Genomic DNA, 16845 nt, shown 5'->3' with positions numbered 1-16845 from the left:
TATCCCTTATTGTCGATACGAGGATTCACCATGAAAGCGATGCTGCTTGAATCATTTGGCAACCCGGAATCGTTCACACTCTGCGACGTGCCCAAGCCTGTGCCGGAAACGGGACAAGTGCTGGTCCGGGTACACGCCACCTCGATCAATCCATTGGATTATCAAGTCCGACGCGGCGACTATTCCGACCTGGTGCCACTGCCGGCCATCACCGGACATGACGTCTCCGGCGTAGTCGAAGCGGTCGGCCCGGGTGTGACGGCTTTCGCCCCCGGAGACGAAGTCTGGTACACGCCGCAAATCTTCGACGGCCCCGGCAGCTATGCCGAGTACCACGTGGCGTCCGCCAGCATCATCGGCAAAAAGCCTTCCTCACTGAGCCACCTCGAAGCTGCCAGCTTGAGCCTGGTGGGCGGGACAGCATGGGAAGCCTTGATCGTGCGGGCAGCGCTCAGAGTAGGGGAGAGCATCTTGATCCATGGCGGCGCAGGCGGCGTCGGACATGTCGCCATCCAGCTCGCCAAAGCGATGGGCGCCAAAGTGTTCACGACCGCGCGTGAAGCAAATGCCGAGTTCGTCCGCCGCATGGGCGCCGATGTGATCATCGACTACGAAAAGGAAGACTACGTCGACGCCATCCTGCGGGAAACCAATGGCCTCGGAGTGGACGTAGTGTTCGACACCATCGGCGGCGACACCCTGTCGCGCAGCCCCGACGCACTCGCGCAACTTGGCCGCGTGGTCTCGATCGTTGACATCGCCAAACCACAAAACCTCGTTCAGGCCTGGGGCAAGAACGCGAGCTATCACTTCGTTTTCACCCGCCAGAACCGCGGCAAGCTCGATGAATTGAGTGTCCTGGTGGAGCGCGGTCAACTGCGACCACATGTTGGCGCGGTGTATTCGCTTGCGGAGATTGCGCTGGCCCATGCTCGGTTGGAAAGTCCCAACAACGGTCTTCAAGGGAAGATTGCGATTGCGGTCGAGCCGGCGCTTCGTGTGGATTCTGTGGGGGATGCGTCATGATTTACGAGATCGCTTTGCTGCCTGTTCACGCAGAACGTGTTGATGAGTTCCGGCGTGCATTTGCCGAGGTTGCGCCTTTGCTCCGCCGCGCGAACGGGTACGGCGGGCACATGCTTGCGCAGGGGATTGAAACGCCGGAGCGGTTCAATCTGATTGTGCGGTGGGACTCGCTTGAGGCTCACACGGATTTTGAGGCGGGGGAGGATCACAGGGTCTTTATGCTGGGACTTGAGAGGTATTTTTCGGAGGAGCCGCAGGTTTATCACATTGAGGGGGCGGCTTTTAATGCCCGCGAAGGTGATGGAGCTCCCTGGCCCTGAATCAGGAGTCCTTCAGTAAAAGGGAGCAGATTCATTACCTGAATCTGCTCTCTTTTTTGTTCGTTGAGCTCAGCCGTTTGCGTTTGCTCTCTTTTCCGCCGTCACGATGCAAGCCTTGTAGAAATTGGAATGGAAATCGCTGATCGCTTTCTGCTGCAAGCTCTCGCTTGAGTATTGAGGAATCTCGTACGCCTCGCGGATCAGCGACTTGAACACTTCACCCACATACTCGTTCTGCTTACCTGCCGCTTCGGCCAATTCCCACACCGAAGCCATAGGCACGCCTTGCTGCCTGGTTTTCATGACCTGTTTGGCCGAGTTTTCTATTCGTTGGCACTCTTCGAGCTCTTCCTGCGGTACGGGAGAGGCAAGAGCGGAAAAACTGATGGCGAAGGTTACTGCTGCTGCCAGACATTGTTTGTGCACGAGGTGTCGTCCCTGGTTTTGAGGCTGAACCATATCATTCGTGGCTCGGCGCCACCATTGCAGGCAGGGAGAAAGAGCGCCAGGTGCTGGCACGCGGCCACGCCTTGCATCCCCCGATTTCCGCTGTCACCCTTCGGCCCGTTCTTCAAGGATCAGAAGAAGGAATCAAGGATTGAGTGGCTACATTCCCAACCCGCCTAAAAACTATCGCAACAAAGGAACCGACCCCGTCGATATTCATGCCCAGCGTTGGGCTGAATATGAGAAACACGGGAAGGAACCGGCATCGGCACGTGAAAAAATCGGCATTGCCCTGCAGATCGGAGTGTTCTTCGATGGGACGGGGAATAATGCGAATAACGCAGCGGCCGGGCTTCTGTGTGGTGCTCATCATCCGATTGCGGCTCAAGATATTGATGCGAGTTGCAAGCCGTATATGAGTGATCCGGATAGTAGTTATGGCAATGATGTCAGCAATATAAAAAAGCTGAGTGAGCTGTATGACACGCCTGAGGCAGCCGAAGGTGAGGGCACGCGAAAACGTGCTTTTCGCATGGTGTATGTCGAAGGGATCGGCACCCGTTCAGGTGAAAAAGACAGCACCTTGGGAGCAGGTACTGGGCGTGGCGAAACCGGAGTTGCCGGTCGTGTTCAATCTTCGTTCGTATTGATCAAGCAGCGGATCAAGGAGGCGCTGGACGAAAATCCGGGCTGTGAAATTGTCTCCCTGACATTCGACACCTTCGGCTTCAGCCGTGGTGCGGCAGCCGCTCGGCATTTTGCAAATGAAGTCGTGCGCGGCAAACAGGGTCCTTTAGGAGAAATCCTTCGAAATAACGCAGCTTCCTTGAGTTCGACTTTCAGCGATCAATATAAAAGCGATATCAATATGGGCTTTATAGGCCTGTTCGATACCGTTCCTTCCATTGCTGGCTGGTCCAATCTGGGCAACATCAAAAGCCCCGTTGCAACAGGCATCAAGCTTTATCTGGATCAACGCTATTTCACTGATGTCCTCCAATTGGTCGCACGCGATGAGTGCAGGGGAAATTTCGCCCTCAGCTGTGTAACGCCAGATCATCAGGAGATCATTTTGCCCGGTGTTCATTCCGATATTGGTGGGGGCTACCTCGAGGAGGCGGATGAGTGCGTACTCGTCAGCCCGATGCAGACACTTGAGGTGTCGCTTAACACTGATGTCGTAACCACCTCGATTTATCAGGATGCTTTAACCGTGAAAAATCAGTGGCTCGCCAATGGCTGGCCTTCTGAAATGCTGGAAATCGTCACGCCACCGCCACTCCTTATGCCCAATAGTCCACAGGATCGATCTAGTCCACAGATCAAGCGCGTCTATGCCGCCGTTCAGCTCAAACGCCCTGTGAGCGGGATGCTTTCCAGAGTATGTCTACGTGTGATGCATCAACAGGCGAAAGCCAAGGGAGTTCGCTTCAACGATATTCCTGAGACTCCCGAGTTTTCCATTCCTGCGGAGCTTCAAGCTTTGTGTGATCGTTTTGTCTCTGGCGACTACAGCACCACCCCGCAAGAGGAGCAAATCCTGAAACTCAAGTACATTCATACATCCGCCAACTGGAACCACCCACTCGGCCGAAGGGATGGAAGTGGCGTGAAAGCGGTTTACATCAACGCTCCCACGTCAGATGCAATTCGAGTAAAACACCCGCACGTACCTGATTGGACGCTTTGGTAATGAAGCTACTTGTAACCCTGTTGTGCACACTGCTCACTACCGGTTGTTCCGCAGACCCGCTTTCAGCGAAAAACGACCCAAAATCCCCATGGTGGGAGCTGGGTTTCACAGAGCCTCACTACATGAAGGTTTGGGTGGAAGATACTTCGGTGGAAGACATCAAAGGAAGAACGTTCCTACGCACCGGCGGGGGATCCGCCTCGGGCGGGCAACCAGAGGATGGCACAGAGTCAGCCCGAGGTTGGCATGGCGTAGGCGGCTCTGCAAAAGCAGTAGTAGGCGCCGATCTTCCCAAACGAATCTTTGTTCGTTGGCAATCTATTGTGGAGCCTCAGACCTATCGTGCTTGGGTGGATATACCGGAAGAAGCCAGGCAGCTGATGCTGACGTCGGTCAATCAGCGATGTGCGAAAACTCCGGAGGAAACGGCCACCTATATTTCTTCCGTTTATTTAGGGTTGGCGCCGGGCGGAGTTGTGCAAGTGTGGGTTAGAGACTCTTGTCATCACCCGATCAAAGTGGCTAGGGCGCAAGCTGAGATTGAACCGTTGGGGCCAAGCCAAGGCAAAAACCAGGGGCGTTACGCATATCCGGTCAGTGAAAAATCCAAGCGTTATATCGACCAGTTCGGCATTCCATATGGCAGTTGGTAATTCTTGGAAACGGGGGGGAGTCGGAAAAAATAGAGCGGGTCTTTTGATAAATAGATGCGTCCCCATTTTTCGATTTTTTGCACGTCCCCATTTTTTTAGCATTTCTTTGAAACGATCCTTCTATGGTGATCAAATGCTGGATGCCACTTTGAAGATAATAAAAGCTACTCGCTTTGATGACGTCGACCACGACCTCGGGTATGAGTATCGTGGTTATAACTACGAAATACAGAGCGAAGAGGATATGTTTCTGATCAGGATTTACGATGACGAACCCGGACAGGCAGCGGTAGTGCGTCCGACGTCGATGTCTAAAAACAAAAAGCTAAGAACGTTAGTCGAGCTTTTACAGTCCGAGCTGGGCGTGTCCAGGGTCTCGCTTTACAAGGGGGATATAGGTTCTTACGCCGAGATCAATCTTGACAGTTTGACCTTCCTTCCCGCCTGAAGCCGGCTGTGAAGGGGTGCCAAGCGTGTTTAGATACTTTTGGTCAAAATCAGTCAGAAAGTAAAGTCGTAAATTTTTGATCGGTTGCGAAAAGTTGAAAGCGTCGAGTTGGATTAGTCGAAATGACGCATAGGTGTGAAGTTTTATCTCTTGTTGAACATTTCATACACCCATTTAGCCAGCTCCTCTGGTGATGTTGTCTCTTTTCTCAACACTTCATAACCGCGATCTCGCGCAACGATAGCCAGTTTTCCTGAGTCGGAAATTTCAACATACGGCCCGCCAAACTCATCGATTTCAGTGGTAAGGGGGAAGCTGCTGTACGGATTTCTCCGTTCAATCGCATATTTAAAAAAGCAATCGACTATTTGTTTAAGCTTCATGGCCAGGTCCTTGGATTTTTTTGTTGGCTAGTCCACGTACGAGAGCAACGTCAGAGAGAATCTTTCAGTCCGTCAAAAATCGATGTCAACCGCTGTACTCCCCAACCGCTCCCCATTAACCACCACATGCACCGCATGCACCCCCGCATAGTGCTTGCGCGTAGTGAAATCCTTGATCACCTGCCGCCGCGCCACAACCGCACTCCCGAACCCCTCCAGCTCCAACGTCTTCAACTTGAAAACCTTGGCCGACGTCCCGCCATTCGCCTTCACATAGTCAATCGCATAATCAATCACCAGCCGCTGTTCAACTGGCACCAACGATCGAACGGTAAATGACAAGGTAATCGTATCCCCAAGCCGCACAACCGCCGGCTCCACCTTCACATCCAGCAACTCAACCTCAGCCTTCGCCCCAGCGCCTATAACCGTAAGCGCCCGAGAATTCCCCTGTTTGATCAAACTTCGTAGCGCATGTTTGGCAATCCACGCCGTGTGCCTGTTCTCCAGCGACCACCCCTCAACCGTATCCAGCACCCACTCCGGATGTTCTTTCGTCACGTCATTCAAATGATTCGCCACGGACTTGCGCACGTACAAACTTTCATCGGCTTTCAACCGATCAAGTATCCCGGCAGCCAACAGCGGATCCGCTTGCAACGGTTCCAGCCGAAATGACCACGGCAGGCGAGGGCGGCTGCCTTCGCTGGCGAGTCTTCGGACGTGGTGGTTTTCGTCTCGGGTCCAGTCGTGCATCAGTTCCAGCGAGCGTTCCAGGTCGCTGCGCAGGAAGTGGCGGATGGCGAATTCGGAGGAGCCGAAGGTGGTGAAGTACTTCAGGGCTTCCATCGAGGTGTCGAACGCGTGCGCGCCGTAGCTCGCGACGTAGTGCGGCAGGCACATGCTGACGAAGCCGCTGTTCAGGCGTGGGGCAAGTTCGCGCAGGATAACGAGGGAATCTGCGTAATCCAGCGGCAGCACAGCGTGCAGGCTTTCGCTGACGCGGGCCATGCGTTGCATGACGGAGAGGTCGGCGAGGCCTTCGTTGGCGTGCTTGAGAAATGCCTTGGCCTTGAACGCCGGGTACACGGCGCTCATTTCAGTGGCGATGTGTTGCAGGCGTTCGGCGTTGAAGATTTCTTTGAGGGCCGGGGCGGCGGTTTCGGTGGTGCTCATGGTCAGGTCATCGGGGTGTTGATGAACGCCTGGGTGCTTTCGGCGTACTCGGTGTATTGGGCGATGCGCGGGAAACGTTGAGCGTCGATCTGGTCGGGGACGACGAGGCCGGTGAAGCTCCAGGCGACGGCGAGAGTGATGCCGTCCTGCTGGAGAGGGCCGTCGGTGGGCAGCGGGTGTTTTTCGAGTTCATGTTCAAGGGCGGTGAAGGCGGCGGCGAGTTGGCCTTCGACGCGTTCGACCCACGGCTGATATTGAATGTCGGCCGGGCGCAGGTTGCGTTCGTAGTAGAGCTGCACGGCTTTTTCGCAGGCGGCGAGGCCGAGGCCGATCAGGCGCAGGGCTTTGACCCGTTGCGGCAGGTCGGTTGGCAGCAGGGTTTTGCCGGACAGGGCTTCGAGATAGTCGAGGATCAGGGTCGAGTCGATCAGCACTTCGCCGTCATCGAGCATCAGGGTCGGCGCCTTGACCACCGGGTTGATCTGCTGGAAGCGTTCGAAGTGGCGAAACACCGACACTGGGTCGTGTTCCAGTTCAATACCCAGGCACTTGGCGGAGATCGCCACGCGGCGGACATAGGGTGAGTCGAGCATTCCGATCAGTTTCATGTGCACTTCCCTGGAGGCGACGATCTGGTGATGTGGGTGACGAATGTAGCGGCAAAGTCTGTGGGCTGACTACTTCGTGACAACGGGTCGACGGTCGTTGCTGAGCGTATCACCGATGAAACACCCGAAAATAAAGGCCGGGACGGCCCTTGCGGAGGTTTGTGCCGGATCTATAGTCAAAGTGCCAGCACCGACCAGGGATGGAAAAGTTAAGCGAGTTCAGGCCCTCTGAATCAGTACTCGTTTGTATTACTCCCTTGTAGTCCATGACCCCCTCGATCGTTGAGGCGCCGACCTGCGCGCGATCGATGCGCAAAGGCGTGCTATGGAAACTCAAGGGAGGGTTAAAGCATGTACAAGCACAGTTATTTAATTTGGTGTCTGGTAGGGGCGGGCGCATTAACAGGATGTGGCTCGAGACCGACTCCCGGCGTGGTCGCCGAAAACTGGGCAACCAATACAGAGCAATTAGGCATTCAGGCGATATACCCACCTCGGGCACAGTTTGAGGTCGGTGATGTTTTTGTTGCGCGTTCTGTTGGGAAAGGCCAGAAAAGCAAGACTGCCGATTATGTGTTGGGATCGATCCGCGTCGATCACATCGATCTGAGTGAGGAGTTGTACCGGTCTGCACCAACAGTGACCTTCGAGTCTTCGGATACCTATGATGATGGCACGGGCATTGGTACTGTTCAGACCAGAAAGGTTTTACCATTGAAGGTTCGTGACCGGGTGATAAATAGCTTGGTAGCTTTCCCAGGATTTACCTTTGCTTCACTGGCTGAAAGTGATGTTGGCGTCAATGTCACCAGCAATGCTATCGGTGCGCTTATCGGGTTGGGACGTCGATCACAATACAGCGTTTCCTACTCGGTTCCGGCGGCGGAGACCTATGGTGTGAGCTATCTGGAGGCACGACGCCGGTTCAACGAGGTGGCGCCGACGCGTTACACCATAAAGGATCGTCAAATGTTAAAGGAGGCCGCGCAGGCATTAAGTACGAGCGGAAGAGGTTCTGAGGGGGCGCAGTCGGTATTGGTTTTGATCACGGACGTATACCTGGCCCGAGCCATTGATGTGAGTGTTTCTTCTGAGGAGGGCATGAGTGCCACGTTCTCGGCATTGACCATGGCGATGGTTGATCTGAGTGACAAGAAGAAAAGCATCGAAGCGCAGTTGCTCAAACTCCGCAAGGAGCCAAATGCTGGTGCTGGTGCTGGTGCTGGTGCTGGTGCTGAAGGCAAGGTTCAAACAAAAGAAGACAAGGAAACCAAACCGGCTGATCCTCAAAAGCCTGATAAGCCCCAGCCTGAGGTAAAAACCGCAACCGCGGCAGTGTCGACAACCAGTCAAGCCAGAATCGACGAGTTGGAGGCTGAGTTGGAGCAGGTCAATTCTCAACTGCGTGACCGGGTGAACAAAGTTGCTCCTGATTTGCCGGGCGTTACGGGGTCGGTAGTCAGGTCCTCCGCGTTGGGTGTGACCTTGCGTCAGGCATTTGCTCGGCCGGTTGCTATCGGGTACCGGGGTATCAACTACAGCATTGAGTCGTTGCTTCCACCTCCAGTAACTGCACAGAACCTCGGAGAACTGGAACCATCGAACGACAGAGTCGTGGTGTTGATCAAGGAAAATGTAGACCCGAAACTCCTTCCCAAGTCCGTTCGCGATTTATTGGAGGAAAGTCTACCGCAGCCACAGATTCGCCAACCTTGAGTTTCTGCTCATGCACAACGCCAGCCCTTGCGAGGCATTGGTTGGCGCTTACAAATTTGGGGATTCTGCCGTCAGAAAATGCGACAAAGCGCCGCTCGTCCGACGTTTGTCTTCTATATACAGCCGCTCGACTGAATTTCTTGCTATAAACGCACTCCGATGAGCGCTGTGAAGCCTGTGTCAGAGCAGTTTCCGGGCCTTGTCGGACAAATTCCCGGTATTTACAGTTGCTGAGGCCTCAAACGAGCCTTAGACTGCCGCCCCTTCGTAAATTGAGTGCCGGGTGGCGTTTGCAATAAACGATGCCTTTCCGATGAACGCAGACGGTTCGCCGGAACGCTCCCTAATTCGCCTTAATGCACGTTTTTTATAGAGATATCAATGACAAAGGACAAGTTGCTGGCCATGCCGGCAGATGACTACATGAATGCCGAGCAACAAGCTTTCTTTCAAGAGCTGTTGCAGAACATGAAAGTCGAAACCCATGAGCGCATTGAGCAGAACCGTATTGCCATCGAAAGCCTGGACACCCCGGCTGACCCGGCGGACGCCGCATCGGTGGAAGAAGAGCGCACCTGGCTGGTAAACGCGATCGATCGCGACCAGCGCATGCTGCCGCAACTCGAGCAGGCCCTTGAGCGTATCAAGGAAGACAGCTTCGGCTGGTGCGACGACAGCGGCGAGCCTATTGGCCTGAAACGCCTGCTGATCAGCCCGACCACCAAGTACTGCATCGAAGCTCAAGAGCGGCACGAGCAGATCGACAAGCACCAGCGTCAGGCCTGATTCCTGAGGCGACCCCTTCAATATGGGTCGTCGCGAAAAGATCGCAGCCTTTTGCAGCTCCATCGGGAACTGCAAAAGGCTGCGATCTTTGCTTTTTCTCGTCTGCCGGAAAGTCTCCCTGCCATTCCATTGACCTGCCACAGACCCACGACTAACGGACCATGGATAATGGCGTTGTAGTGGCGTTTAATGCAGTCACAACAATGAGAACAAGCGTGGGGTAACGAAATGACGAGAGATGGATCTCTGGTTGCGGCTCTGCCTGCACCAGTTGTTTTGCCGAAGAATCGCTGGCTGACGCCGACCCTGCAAAGCATCGCCCTGATGCTGTTGCTGGCCGGGATGAGCCTGGGCGAATGGCCCTTGTACGTCAGCATGCCGCTGGCGGTGCTGATCGTCTGGCTGCCGCGCCTGCGTTCTCGGGCGGTCCCCGATGCTCAACCGGTCGACAGCAGCAGCGCGATGTCCGAGCTGACTCGCGACCTTTCCTACACCACCAGCCATAACGCGCTGTCAGCCGCTGGCGTGGCGTTTTCCGTCAAGGAGCTGGCCGGCAAGTTGCAATCGCAACTCGACGCCGCCGCGCAGATCGTCAACAACGCTGAAGTCATGATCGCCACTGAACAGGCCACTTCGCAGCTCAGCCGCGAGGCATTGGGCGCCGCCAGCGAAGCCCATCACAGCAGCGCAGCAGGGCGCACCGAACTGGTGGATTCGATCTCGCGCATGCACCAGCTCAGCCAGCGCGCCAATGCGAGCCGCGAACTGATCGAAGCCTTGAGCCAGCGCAGCGATGATATTCAGCGCGTGACGCTGGTGATTCAGTCCATCGCCAGCCAGACCAACCTCCTGGCATTGAACGCCGCGATTGAAGCGGCCCGGGCCGGCGAGCACGGTCGTGGATTTGCAGTGGTGGCGGACGAAGTGCGCGGCCTGGCGGCTCGTACCGCGACGGCCACCGGTGAAGTGGGGGAAATGGTCGCCGACATTCAGCAACGCACGGCGCAGGTGGTGGAGCAGATCCGCCAGCTCTCCGACGATTTACACACGGGTGTCGAGCAGGTTGAGCACACCGGTCAGCACCTGGAAAACATCGCGCGACTGGCGGCCGGGGTCGAAAGCCAGGTGGGCGAAATCGCCCGAGGCGCGGAAACCAATCGCGAACAGCTCGACAGTCTGTTCGCTGCCATCGAGCAGATGCGCAGCGATTTGGCTATCAGCGACCAGCAGACTCGTCGTCTGGCCGACGCGGCCGTACAGATGGAAGGGCAGGCGGAAACCATCAGCGAACGCCTGGCCGAAGTCGGGCTGGATGACTATCACCAACGCATCTACGACCTTGCCCGCGAAGGCGCCAGCCAGATTGCCGCGCGGTTCGAGGCCGATGTCGAGCAAGGGCGCATCAGCCTTGAAGATCTGTTTGACCGCCAGTATCAGCCGATTCCCGATACACAACCTGCCAAGTTCCAGACCCGTTTCGACCGCTACACCGATCAGGTACTCCCGGCGATTCAGGAACCGTTGTTGCCGCGCCACGAAGGCCTGGTGTTCGCCATTGCCTGCACGCAGCAGGGTTACGTGCCGACCCACAATCAGGCATTCAGCCAGCCGCTGACCGGGGATGTGCAGGTCGATACCGTCAACAATCGCACCAAACGCAAATTCGCCGACCGCACCGGTATCCGCTGCGGCAGCCATCAGCAACCCGTGCTGTTGCAGACCTACACCCGCGATACCGGCGAGCTGATGCACGATCTGTCGGTGCCGATCATGGTCAAGGGCCGCCACTGGGGCGGGTTGCGTCTGGGCTACAAACCGGAGAATCCGCGCTGAGGCATTGTTGCCGGAACTGCAATTAAGCTGTACAGACGCGCAGCTGTTTCATCCTGATCCAGATCATTAACATGCCTACATAGTTAGGTTGCTAATGAAGTTGGGAGGTCAGCATGCAATGCAGAGTCGATGTCGCGGTGATGATCGGCAGCGGCGTACCCGCCGGGCTGCGCGCGATGGGGCAAAGTGTCTGCTGGGTGGTGCTGCTCAATGGCGAACGCCGTGGCACCGCTTTCGCGAGTCGTAATGAAGCGGAAGAGTGCAGGGCCGCGTGGCTTGAGCAGTTGAGCGCTGAACCCAGTGACTGCCTGCACTGATCGAAATCATTTGCCCCGGTGCAGGCGCACGTTCAGCTCATCGACCATCACGGCTTCCTCGCCATCGGCACGCAGCCACTCCTTGAGCAACTGCGCCTGTTGCGGGCTCCAGAATTCGGCATCAATCAATTTAGTGTTGGCATCCAGTGGATGGGCTTCGATGAAGTCGTCAATCGCTGTTTCCTCCGAAGGCAGCCCTAATTGATCGAACAGAGTTGTCAGGTTGTAGGCAGGCAGTTCCATGGTGTGCTCCTTGAAGGATGGCGGGGTCGATGACTCTCTTTATCTGAGGTGCGCGCTGGCCAGGAGTTCGATTCGCGATTCCAGTGAGCGGGCGAGGGCGCAGGCGGCGTTGTGATCCTCTCGGAATCCTCTGACAAGGCCCGTCGACTTTTCTCTAATATGGAAAAAGGCATTGCCTGCAGGGATCACCTGAAATAACGGCTCCTGAGTGCAAGGCTGCATTGTAGGAACATTCTCGAAACCAGAATTGTTCAAGACAAAGGCGGGCTCGTGGGCCACGGCAAAATGCGTCAAAGTGCACATATGAAGTCCTTTTCATGGATTGACCCGCATTTACTGGCCACTGCGGGTAGTCGAGAACAGCATCGCTGCTCTAGAATCGCCAACACCTGTCGACGGCATGGCGCTATCTAAAGCAATTTTTTGCGTGCGATATGTCGGAAAAGTGATTTTCTTGGTGAGTTTTTTCCCTAAAGTTCGTAATCAGCTTTCTCTGGGCGGGCGTGACGCATTTTCCTTCAACATTTGGAGAACGTCTTTGCAGGTTTCGCGAGTGGCATTCCAGTAGTCTTGTGCAACTCGCGTTGAATAAGCACTTCGCTCGCTCAGGCGTATATTCGAGTCATCGCGCAACACTTCGGCCGGGCCGACTTTTTCTGCCGTGGGCGCTTTTCGCGTACGGCACTCTTTTCAAGTGTGGGGATGTTTCTTTGGCAGTCAGTAACCTCGATATGCATGCTTTGTTCGTGCTGGGTGATTTGCGGGCAAAGCTGGTCAAGCAGTTTCAATCGCGTTTTGTTTACATCACCGAGCAGAACGCCGAAGGCATTTACGTTGCCGAGATCGACACCGAAAGCGCCTTGGTGGTCGATGACAAACCTGGCCTCAAGCTCAAGGTCGGCGATCATTTCAGCGCGTCGGTGCTGCCCAGCCGAGAAGGCGGCAAGATGGACATCCGCTTTCGCGAAATCAAAATGACTGTGTACGGTCTGGGCGACTACGCGTTTGTCAGCACGGGCGACGGCCATGCCATCGTGTTCAAGGAAGGCCACAGCGCGGTCACCGTGTTCGCAGCCAACGAGCAGTTGCAGGAAGGCCTGACCAAGACCCTGAAAGCCGTCACCGCCAAAGCCGCCAAGTGGCGCAAGGGCGAGCTGGTGACCTTCAAGGCCAGCGAGTGAGTCGCGCCGATTTCCATTTGCAGAACCTCGACAGTGCCCGCGAAGAAGCACGTCGGTTGTTCGTTGCAAAGGCCGAACTGAAGGGCGCGTGGCTGGGTTGGGTCGCTTCGCAAATCTACGCCTTGCAGCCTGCGGAATACGCCAGCATGGTCAGACGCGAGCTGAAGAGCCTGCAGGAAATGTCTGAAAAGTAGCCTTGTCCGTGTCATGCCCCTGAAAAAGCAGGAACCTCGTCTACAGTCAGTTGACTGAGTATTCAGAGGCTTGCGGTCTTCTGTCAGGCCATCCTGCTATTGCTGTGAACAGCACGAGGTGCAAAAGCATGAACGGATTTCGACGGTTGCTTGCCGCCGGGTTGACCACATTCGGTTTGATGACGGTGATGCCTGCGGTGAGCGCGGCGCAGACGCCGATCCACTTCGCCGATCTGAACTGGGAAAGCGGCAGCCTGATTACCGATGTCCTGCGGATCATTGTCGAGAAGGGCTATGGGCTTCCGACCGATACTTTGCCGGGCACCACCATCACGCTGGAGACCGCATTGGCCAACAATGACATTCAGGTCATCGGCGAAGAATGGGCCGGGCGCAGTCCGGTTTGGGTCAAGGCCGAAGCCGAAGGCAAGGTCGCGAGCCTGGGCGATACGGTCAAAGGTGCCACCGAAGGCTGGTGGGTACCGGAATACGTGATCAAGGGCGATCCGGCCAAAGGCATCAAGCCATTGGCACCGGACCTGCGCAGTGTCAGCGATCTGAAGAAGTACAAGGACGTGTTCAAGGACCCGGAAACCCCGAGCAAGGGACGGTTTCTCAACAGCCCGATCGGCTGGACGTCGGAGGTGGTGAACAAACAGAAACTGACGGCTTACGGCTTGCAGGACGATTTCGTCAATTTCCGCAGCGGCTCCGGTGCGGCACTCGATGCCGAAATCAGCTCATCGATCCGCCGCGGTAAACCGGTGCTGTTCTATTACTGGTCGCCGACGCCATTGCTCGGCAAGTTCAAGCTGATTCAACTGGAAGAGCCGCCGTTCGATGCCGAGGCCTGGAAGACCCTGACCGACGCCGATAATCCCAATCCAAAACCGACCCGGTCACTGGCCTCGAAGCTGTCGATCGGTGTGTCTACGCCGTTCCAGAAACAGCATCCGGAGATTGCCGAGTTCTTCAGCAAGGTCGATTTTCCGATTGATGACCTGAACAAGGCGCTGGCCGAAATGAGCGAGAAACACACGGCGCCTCGGGACGCGGCGGTGGCGTTCATGAAGGCGCATCCGGATGTGTGGCAGGTGTGGCTGCCGAAGGATGTGGCGCAGAAGGTTCAGGCAGGTCTGTAGTGAAGTGGCGAGGGGCGAGGCCCTCGCCAGGATGAATCAGAACCGCGTCTGTACAGCCAGCTCGAATGTACGCGGTGTGCCGAGGTAATACGCCGGCGATACATGGGCGAACTCGGCGTACACCTCATTCGTCAGGTTGCGCACCCGTCCGGTCACAGTGGTGTGCGAATCCACCTTGTAGCTGAGAAAGCTGCCAAACAGCGTGTACGACGGCACGGTCATGGTGTTGGCATTATCGGCGAACACCGACGCCACGTACCGCGCATCGACCCCGCCTTGCCATTTTGGCGAGAAATCGTAGGTCAGCCACAGATTGCCGACCCGGTCCGGCACGTTGGTCGGTGTGTTGCCCTTGCGCGAAACCACCACGCCGGCGGGGTTCTTTTCGTTGAACTCATCGTATTGCGCATCGACCCAGGCGAAGTTGCCTTCGGCCAGCAACTTGTCGGTGATCCGCAACGAGCTGGCAATCTCGATACCCTTCGACGTCTGCTGGCCGACCGGAATGCTGCTGGTCGGGTCCAGTGGATCCGTCACCGCGAAGTCCTTGCGCTCGATGGTGTAGGCGGCCACCGTTGCCGAACCGCGTCCGTTCAGGTAGTCGAACTTGCTGCCGATTTCCCATTGCTTGCCGGTCGAGACATCAAAGTCCTGGGTGCCACTGGGTTGCTCGGCGGCAGTGCTGTATTGCACGTATACATTGGCTGACGGAATGAACTGATAGGTCAGGCCGATGCGCCCGGTGACCGGATCCCAGCTGCGCTTCAGATGGTGCGGGTTGCTTGCCGTTACCGTGCGATGGTTGGTCACGTCGAGGTCGATGTCGTCATAGCGCAGACCAGTGAGCAGCGAAAGCTTGTCGGTCAGTGCCAGGCGATTCTCGGCAAACAGCGCTTTGGTGGTGACTTCGTTGGTCTTGTCGCTGACAAAACCCGGCATCGTTCCGGGGATGTCATAGAAATGCCCCGGTCGGTAGTTGTTCGGGTTCACCGCGCTGGCGCCTTTGACGTTCAGCGGCGAGTTGGTGGTCTGGTTGACCTTGTACTCGAATCCGCCGGACCAGGTGGTGTCGAGGCCGAACAGGGTGTTGTCGTGGCGCAGTTCGAACTGGTTGCCGTTCTGCTCGCCCTGGTGCCGCACCTGATACGCGGTGGAGCGGTTCACCGCGCTGTTGTCGGCGTTGTATTGATAGGTTTCCAGGTTGCGGTAATCACGCTGGCTGTCGAGGTGATAGAGGGTGTTGCGCAGGGTGGTGCTCTCGTTGATCCGGTAATCGATGATAGAGCGCACCCAGATCGTCCGCTGCTCGTAGCGGCCGTCCTCGACGTTGTAGTTGTTGAAGCGGTTGTGCTTGTCGATCTTCAACTCGCCGGCCTTGGGGTTGAGCACCGGCGTGCCCCAGTACGGGCTGTCTTCGTGTTCGTCCTGATATTCCAGGGCCAGGGTGTGCGACAGGTTCGGCGTCAGATCGCTGAGCAGCGAGAACGCCACGCTCCAGGCATCGCGTTCCTGCCGGTCGATGTAGCCGTTGCTGGTGTTGTGGCTGACGTCGAGGCGCGCGTAATGTTGCGCGTCGACGCCGGGTTCGGTCAGCGCGTGATTGAGGCCGAATGCGGTTTCGGTGGTGTCGTAGGTGCCATAACTGACTCGGCCATCGATGGCTTGCTCGTCGTGGGTGGCCAGTTTGGTAACGTAGTTCAGCGAGCCACCGACCGAGCCGGCGCCGTTGATCAGTGACGACGGGCCGCCCACCAGCTCCACCCGGTCATAAATCCACGAATCCACGGGGCGTGCGAGTCCGCCGGAAACGTTGACCCCGTTGAACATCTGGGTGATCTGGCTGCTGGTGAAGCCGCGATAGGAGACGAACCCGCCAAAGCCGGGCGGCGCACTGGCGTTCACCCCCGGCAAGGTGTTGGCCGCGTCCTGAAAGTTTTGCGAGCCGTGACGTTCAATGTCGTTGCGGTTGGCAATGGCCACCGAAGCCGGGGTGTCGCGCACGCTGAGGCCCAGGCGCGAGGCCATGCCACTGGACTGGTCGAGGCTCAGGCCCGGTTCGGCGCCGGATTCGCCGTCAATGGTAATCGGCGCCAGATCCACGGTGGATTGCGCCCAGACGTTGACGGACAGGCAGCCGCACAGGCTCGCCAGCAAGGTAAGTTGTTTCATCGTTTGAATCCTGAATGCTTGTCTAGGCGTCAGCGCACAGGCGAACGCCGCGCGTTGGCGCAGTGGGCTGACAATTCAAAAAGGCAAGGACACTCAGGCGCGCGGCGGGGCGCGAGGATTGGCCGAAGGCCAGATGAAGCGGGCAGGAAGGTCGGCGCTGACGATGACCGGCAGCGGCGGGCTGTGTTGTTCCGGCAGGATCGCCAGGGTCAGGCTGGAGTTGAACGCCGGGCCCATGCCGCCGGTGGAGCACAGCGGGCAGCCGAAGGCTTTTGCCAGGGTCGGCAGCTTTTCTTCGGCGGGATTCGAGGCGAGCGGTGCCAGGGTGCTCGGGTCAACGGCGCAGAACTGGCCGCCGATACCGTTGAGCTGCATGCCGACCATTTGTCCGTGACCGATGCTGCAGGCGAACACGTTGAACAGGACGCAGCAATAGAGCATCCAGGCCAGCAGTGAACGATCGGTACGGGTGAATTTCATGGGGCGCACTTTACCGCACCGCCGACCGGT

The 16845-nt window shown here is 56.9% G+C and carries 20 protein-coding genes; 12 read left to right on the top strand and 8 right to left on the bottom strand.

Features of this window, described 5'->3' with window-relative positions; all coding sequences use genetic code 11:
• The first annotated feature begins 30 nt into the window (after window positions 1-30).
• On the top strand, window positions 31-1026 hold the full coding sequence (locus QRN46_RS26425) for a zinc-dependent alcohol dehydrogenase family protein (RefSeq protein ID WP_221614480.1): 996 nt from the start codon (window positions 31-33) through the stop codon (window positions 1024-1026).
• The gene (locus QRN46_RS26420) at window positions 1023-1346 is read left to right on the top strand and encodes an antibiotic biosynthesis monooxygenase family protein (protein ID WP_011334709.1); all 324 of its coding nucleotides are present in this window, start codon (window positions 1023-1025) and stop codon (window positions 1344-1346) included. The genes QRN46_RS26425 and QRN46_RS26420 overlap by 4 nt, the downstream gene beginning before the upstream one ends.
• Window positions 1347-1415: 69 nt before the next feature.
• Here QRN46_RS26420 and QRN46_RS26415 read toward each other — a convergent pair whose 3' ends face one another.
• The gene (locus tag QRN46_RS26415) at window positions 1416-1772 is read right to left on the bottom strand and encodes a hypothetical protein (RefSeq protein WP_285358253.1); all 357 of its coding nucleotides are present in this window, start codon (window positions 1770-1772) and stop codon (window positions 1416-1418) included.
• Window positions 1773-1944: 172 nt separating this feature from the next.
• Here QRN46_RS26415 and QRN46_RS26410 point away from each other — a divergent pair, with 172 nt between their 5' ends.
• From QRN46_RS26410 to QRN46_RS26400, 3 genes are all read left to right on the top strand, one after another.
• Window positions 1945-3486: a phospholipase effector Tle1 domain-containing protein gene (locus QRN46_RS26410; RefSeq protein WP_285358251.1), complete on the top strand. Its 1542-nt coding sequence runs from the start codon at window positions 1945-1947 to the stop codon at window positions 3484-3486.
• Window positions 3486-4139 (top strand): DUF2931 family protein, encoded by a 654-nt coding sequence (locus QRN46_RS26405; protein ID WP_011334706.1) that lies wholly within the window; start codon window positions 3486-3488, stop codon window positions 4137-4139. The genes QRN46_RS26410 and QRN46_RS26405 overlap by 1 nt, the downstream gene beginning before the upstream one ends.
• A gap of 133 nt (window positions 4140-4272) precedes the next feature.
• The gene (locus tag QRN46_RS26400; RefSeq protein ID WP_064597421.1) at window positions 4273-4587 is read left to right on the top strand and encodes a hypothetical protein; all 315 of its coding nucleotides are present in this window, start codon (window positions 4273-4275) and stop codon (window positions 4585-4587) included.
• 143 nt (window positions 4588-4730) lie between these two features.
• Here QRN46_RS26400 and QRN46_RS26395 read toward each other — a convergent pair whose 3' ends face one another.
• The 3 genes from QRN46_RS26395 to QRN46_RS26385 form a co-directional block, all read right to left on the bottom strand.
• Window positions 4731-4970 carry a hypothetical protein gene (locus tag QRN46_RS26395; protein WP_011334704.1) on the bottom strand — a complete coding sequence of 80 codons (240 nt, stop codon included), beginning with the start codon at window positions 4968-4970 and terminating at the stop codon, window positions 4731-4733.
• Between the two features lie 72 nt (window positions 4971-5042).
• The gene (locus tag QRN46_RS26390) at window positions 5043-6146 is read right to left on the bottom strand and encodes a DNA alkylation repair protein (protein ID WP_285358246.1); all 1104 of its coding nucleotides are present in this window, start codon (window positions 6144-6146) and stop codon (window positions 5043-5045) included.
• Window positions 6147-6148: 2 nt separating this feature from the next.
• Complete coding sequence (locus QRN46_RS26385) at window positions 6149-6754, bottom strand: glutathione S-transferase (protein WP_285358243.1); 606 nt, start codon at window positions 6752-6754, stop codon at window positions 6149-6151.
• 351 nt (window positions 6755-7105) lie between these two features.
• On the opposite strand from QRN46_RS26385, the gene QRN46_RS26380 reads away from it, so the two are divergent.
• The 4 genes from QRN46_RS26380 to QRN46_RS26365 all read left to right on the top strand — a co-directional run bounded on the left by QRN46_RS26380 (window position 7106) and on the right by QRN46_RS26365 (window position 11406).
• Window positions 7106-8470, top strand: coding sequence for a hypothetical protein (locus QRN46_RS26380; RefSeq protein ID WP_285358241.1), 1365 nt, complete (start codon window positions 7106-7108; stop codon window positions 8468-8470).
• A 381-nt stretch (window positions 8471-8851) separates the two neighbouring features.
• On the top strand, window positions 8852-9256 hold the full coding sequence (locus QRN46_RS26375) for a TraR/DksA family transcriptional regulator (RefSeq protein WP_011334700.1): 405 nt from the start codon (window positions 8852-8854) through the stop codon (window positions 9254-9256).
• A 228-nt stretch (window positions 9257-9484) separates the two neighbouring features.
• The gene (locus QRN46_RS26370) at window positions 9485-11089 is read left to right on the top strand and encodes a methyl-accepting chemotaxis protein (RefSeq protein ID WP_201819148.1); all 1605 of its coding nucleotides are present in this window, start codon (window positions 9485-9487) and stop codon (window positions 11087-11089) included.
• Between the two features lie 113 nt (window positions 11090-11202).
• The gene (locus tag QRN46_RS26365) at window positions 11203-11406 is read left to right on the top strand and encodes a hypothetical protein (protein ID WP_011334698.1); all 204 of its coding nucleotides are present in this window, start codon (window positions 11203-11205) and stop codon (window positions 11404-11406) included.
• 6 nt (window positions 11407-11412) lie between these two features.
• Here the strand turns inward: QRN46_RS26365 and QRN46_RS26360 are convergent, their stop codons facing one another.
• Both QRN46_RS26360 and QRN46_RS26355 read right to left on the bottom strand, forming a co-directional pair.
• A complete protein-coding gene (locus QRN46_RS26360) occupies window positions 11413-11649 on the bottom strand; it encodes a DUF2789 family protein (RefSeq protein ID WP_011334697.1) in 237 nt (78 codons plus the stop codon).
• Window positions 11650-11688: 39 nt separating this feature from the next.
• The gene (locus tag QRN46_RS26355) at window positions 11689-11952 is read right to left on the bottom strand and encodes a hypothetical protein (protein ID WP_011334696.1); all 264 of its coding nucleotides are present in this window, start codon (window positions 11950-11952) and stop codon (window positions 11689-11691) included.
• Between the two features lie 407 nt (window positions 11953-12359).
• On the opposite strand from QRN46_RS26355, the gene QRN46_RS26350 reads away from it, so the two are divergent.
• From QRN46_RS26350 to QRN46_RS26340, 3 genes are all read left to right on the top strand, one after another.
• Entirely contained in the window at window positions 12360-12830 is a 471-nt protein-coding gene (locus QRN46_RS26350; protein WP_011334694.1) for a hypothetical protein, read from the top strand.
• Window positions 12827-13024 (top strand): hypothetical protein, encoded by a 198-nt coding sequence (locus QRN46_RS26345; RefSeq protein WP_011334693.1) that lies wholly within the window; start codon window positions 12827-12829, stop codon window positions 13022-13024. The genes QRN46_RS26350 and QRN46_RS26345 overlap by 4 nt, the downstream gene beginning before the upstream one ends.
• A gap of 128 nt (window positions 13025-13152) precedes the next feature.
• Window positions 13153-14166, top strand: a complete 1014-nt coding sequence (locus QRN46_RS26340) for an ABC transporter substrate-binding protein (RefSeq protein WP_285358235.1) — start codon at window positions 13153-13155, stop codon at window positions 14164-14166.
• 36 nt (window positions 14167-14202) lie between these two features.
• Here QRN46_RS26340 and QRN46_RS26335 read toward each other — a convergent pair whose 3' ends face one another.
• Together QRN46_RS26335 and QRN46_RS26330 are read right to left on the bottom strand one after the other, a co-directional pair.
• Entirely contained in the window at window positions 14203-16335 is a 2133-nt protein-coding gene (locus QRN46_RS26335; protein WP_285358233.1) for a TonB-dependent receptor, read from the bottom strand.
• Between the two features lie 93 nt (window positions 16336-16428).
• Window positions 16429-16815, bottom strand: a complete 387-nt coding sequence (locus QRN46_RS26330; protein WP_285358231.1) for a DUF2946 domain-containing protein — start codon at window positions 16813-16815, stop codon at window positions 16429-16431.
• Window positions 16816-16845: the final 30 nt, after the last annotated feature.

The organism is Pseudomonas sp. lyk4-R2A-10, from assembly GCF_030209075.1.
In the GTDB taxonomy this organism is placed as follows: domain Bacteria; phylum Pseudomonadota; class Gammaproteobacteria; order Pseudomonadales; family Pseudomonadaceae; genus Aquipseudomonas; species Aquipseudomonas glycinae.
The sequence above is the reverse complement of the archived record's forward strand: the minus strand, read 5'-3'. Positions and strand labels throughout refer to the sequence as shown.

Coding starts and splice junctions, on each gene's coding strand:
- QRN46_RS26425 (WP_221614480.1), top strand. CDS start 31: ATGAAAGCGATGCTGCTTGAATCATTTGGCAACCCGGAATCGTTCACA.
- QRN46_RS26420 (WP_011334709.1), top strand. CDS start 1,023: ATGATTTACGAGATCGCTTTGCTGCCTGTTCACGCAGAACGTGTTGAT.
- QRN46_RS26405 (WP_011334706.1), top strand. CDS start 3,486: ATGAAGCTACTTGTAACCCTGTTGTGCACACTGCTCACTACCGGTTGT.
- QRN46_RS26400 (WP_064597421.1), top strand. CDS start 4,273: ATGCTGGATGCCACTTTGAAGATAATAAAAGCTACTCGCTTTGATGAC.
- QRN46_RS26395 (WP_011334704.1), bottom strand. CDS start 4,970: ATGAAGCTTAAACAAATAGTCGATTGCTTTTTTAAATATGCGATTGAA.
- QRN46_RS26390 (WP_285358246.1), bottom strand. CDS start 6,146: ATGAGCACCACCGAAACCGCCGCCCCGGCCCTCAAAGAAATCTTCAAC.
- QRN46_RS26385 (WP_285358243.1), bottom strand. CDS start 6,754: ATGAAACTGATCGGAATGCTCGACTCACCCTATGTCCGCCGCGTGGCG.
- QRN46_RS26380 (WP_285358241.1), top strand. CDS start 7,106: ATGTACAAGCACAGTTATTTAATTTGGTGTCTGGTAGGGGCGGGCGCA.
- QRN46_RS26375 (WP_011334700.1), top strand. CDS start 8,852: ATGACAAAGGACAAGTTGCTGGCCATGCCGGCAGATGACTACATGAAT.
- QRN46_RS26370 (WP_201819148.1), top strand. CDS start 9,485: ATGACGAGAGATGGATCTCTGGTTGCGGCTCTGCCTGCACCAGTTGTT.
- QRN46_RS26365 (WP_011334698.1), top strand. CDS start 11,203: ATGCAATGCAGAGTCGATGTCGCGGTGATGATCGGCAGCGGCGTACCC.
- QRN46_RS26360 (WP_011334697.1), bottom strand. CDS start 11,649: ATGGAACTGCCTGCCTACAACCTGACAACTCTGTTCGATCAATTAGGG.
- QRN46_RS26355 (WP_011334696.1), bottom strand. CDS start 11,952: ATGTGCACTTTGACGCATTTTGCCGTGGCCCACGAGCCCGCCTTTGTC.
- QRN46_RS26340 (WP_285358235.1), top strand. CDS start 13,153: ATGAACGGATTTCGACGGTTGCTTGCCGCCGGGTTGACCACATTCGGT.
- QRN46_RS26335 (WP_285358233.1), bottom strand. CDS start 16,335: ATGAAACAACTTACCTTGCTGGCGAGCCTGTGCGGCTGCCTGTCCGTC.
- QRN46_RS26330 (WP_285358231.1), bottom strand. CDS start 16,815: ATGAAATTCACCCGTACCGATCGTTCACTGCTGGCCTGGATGCTCTAT.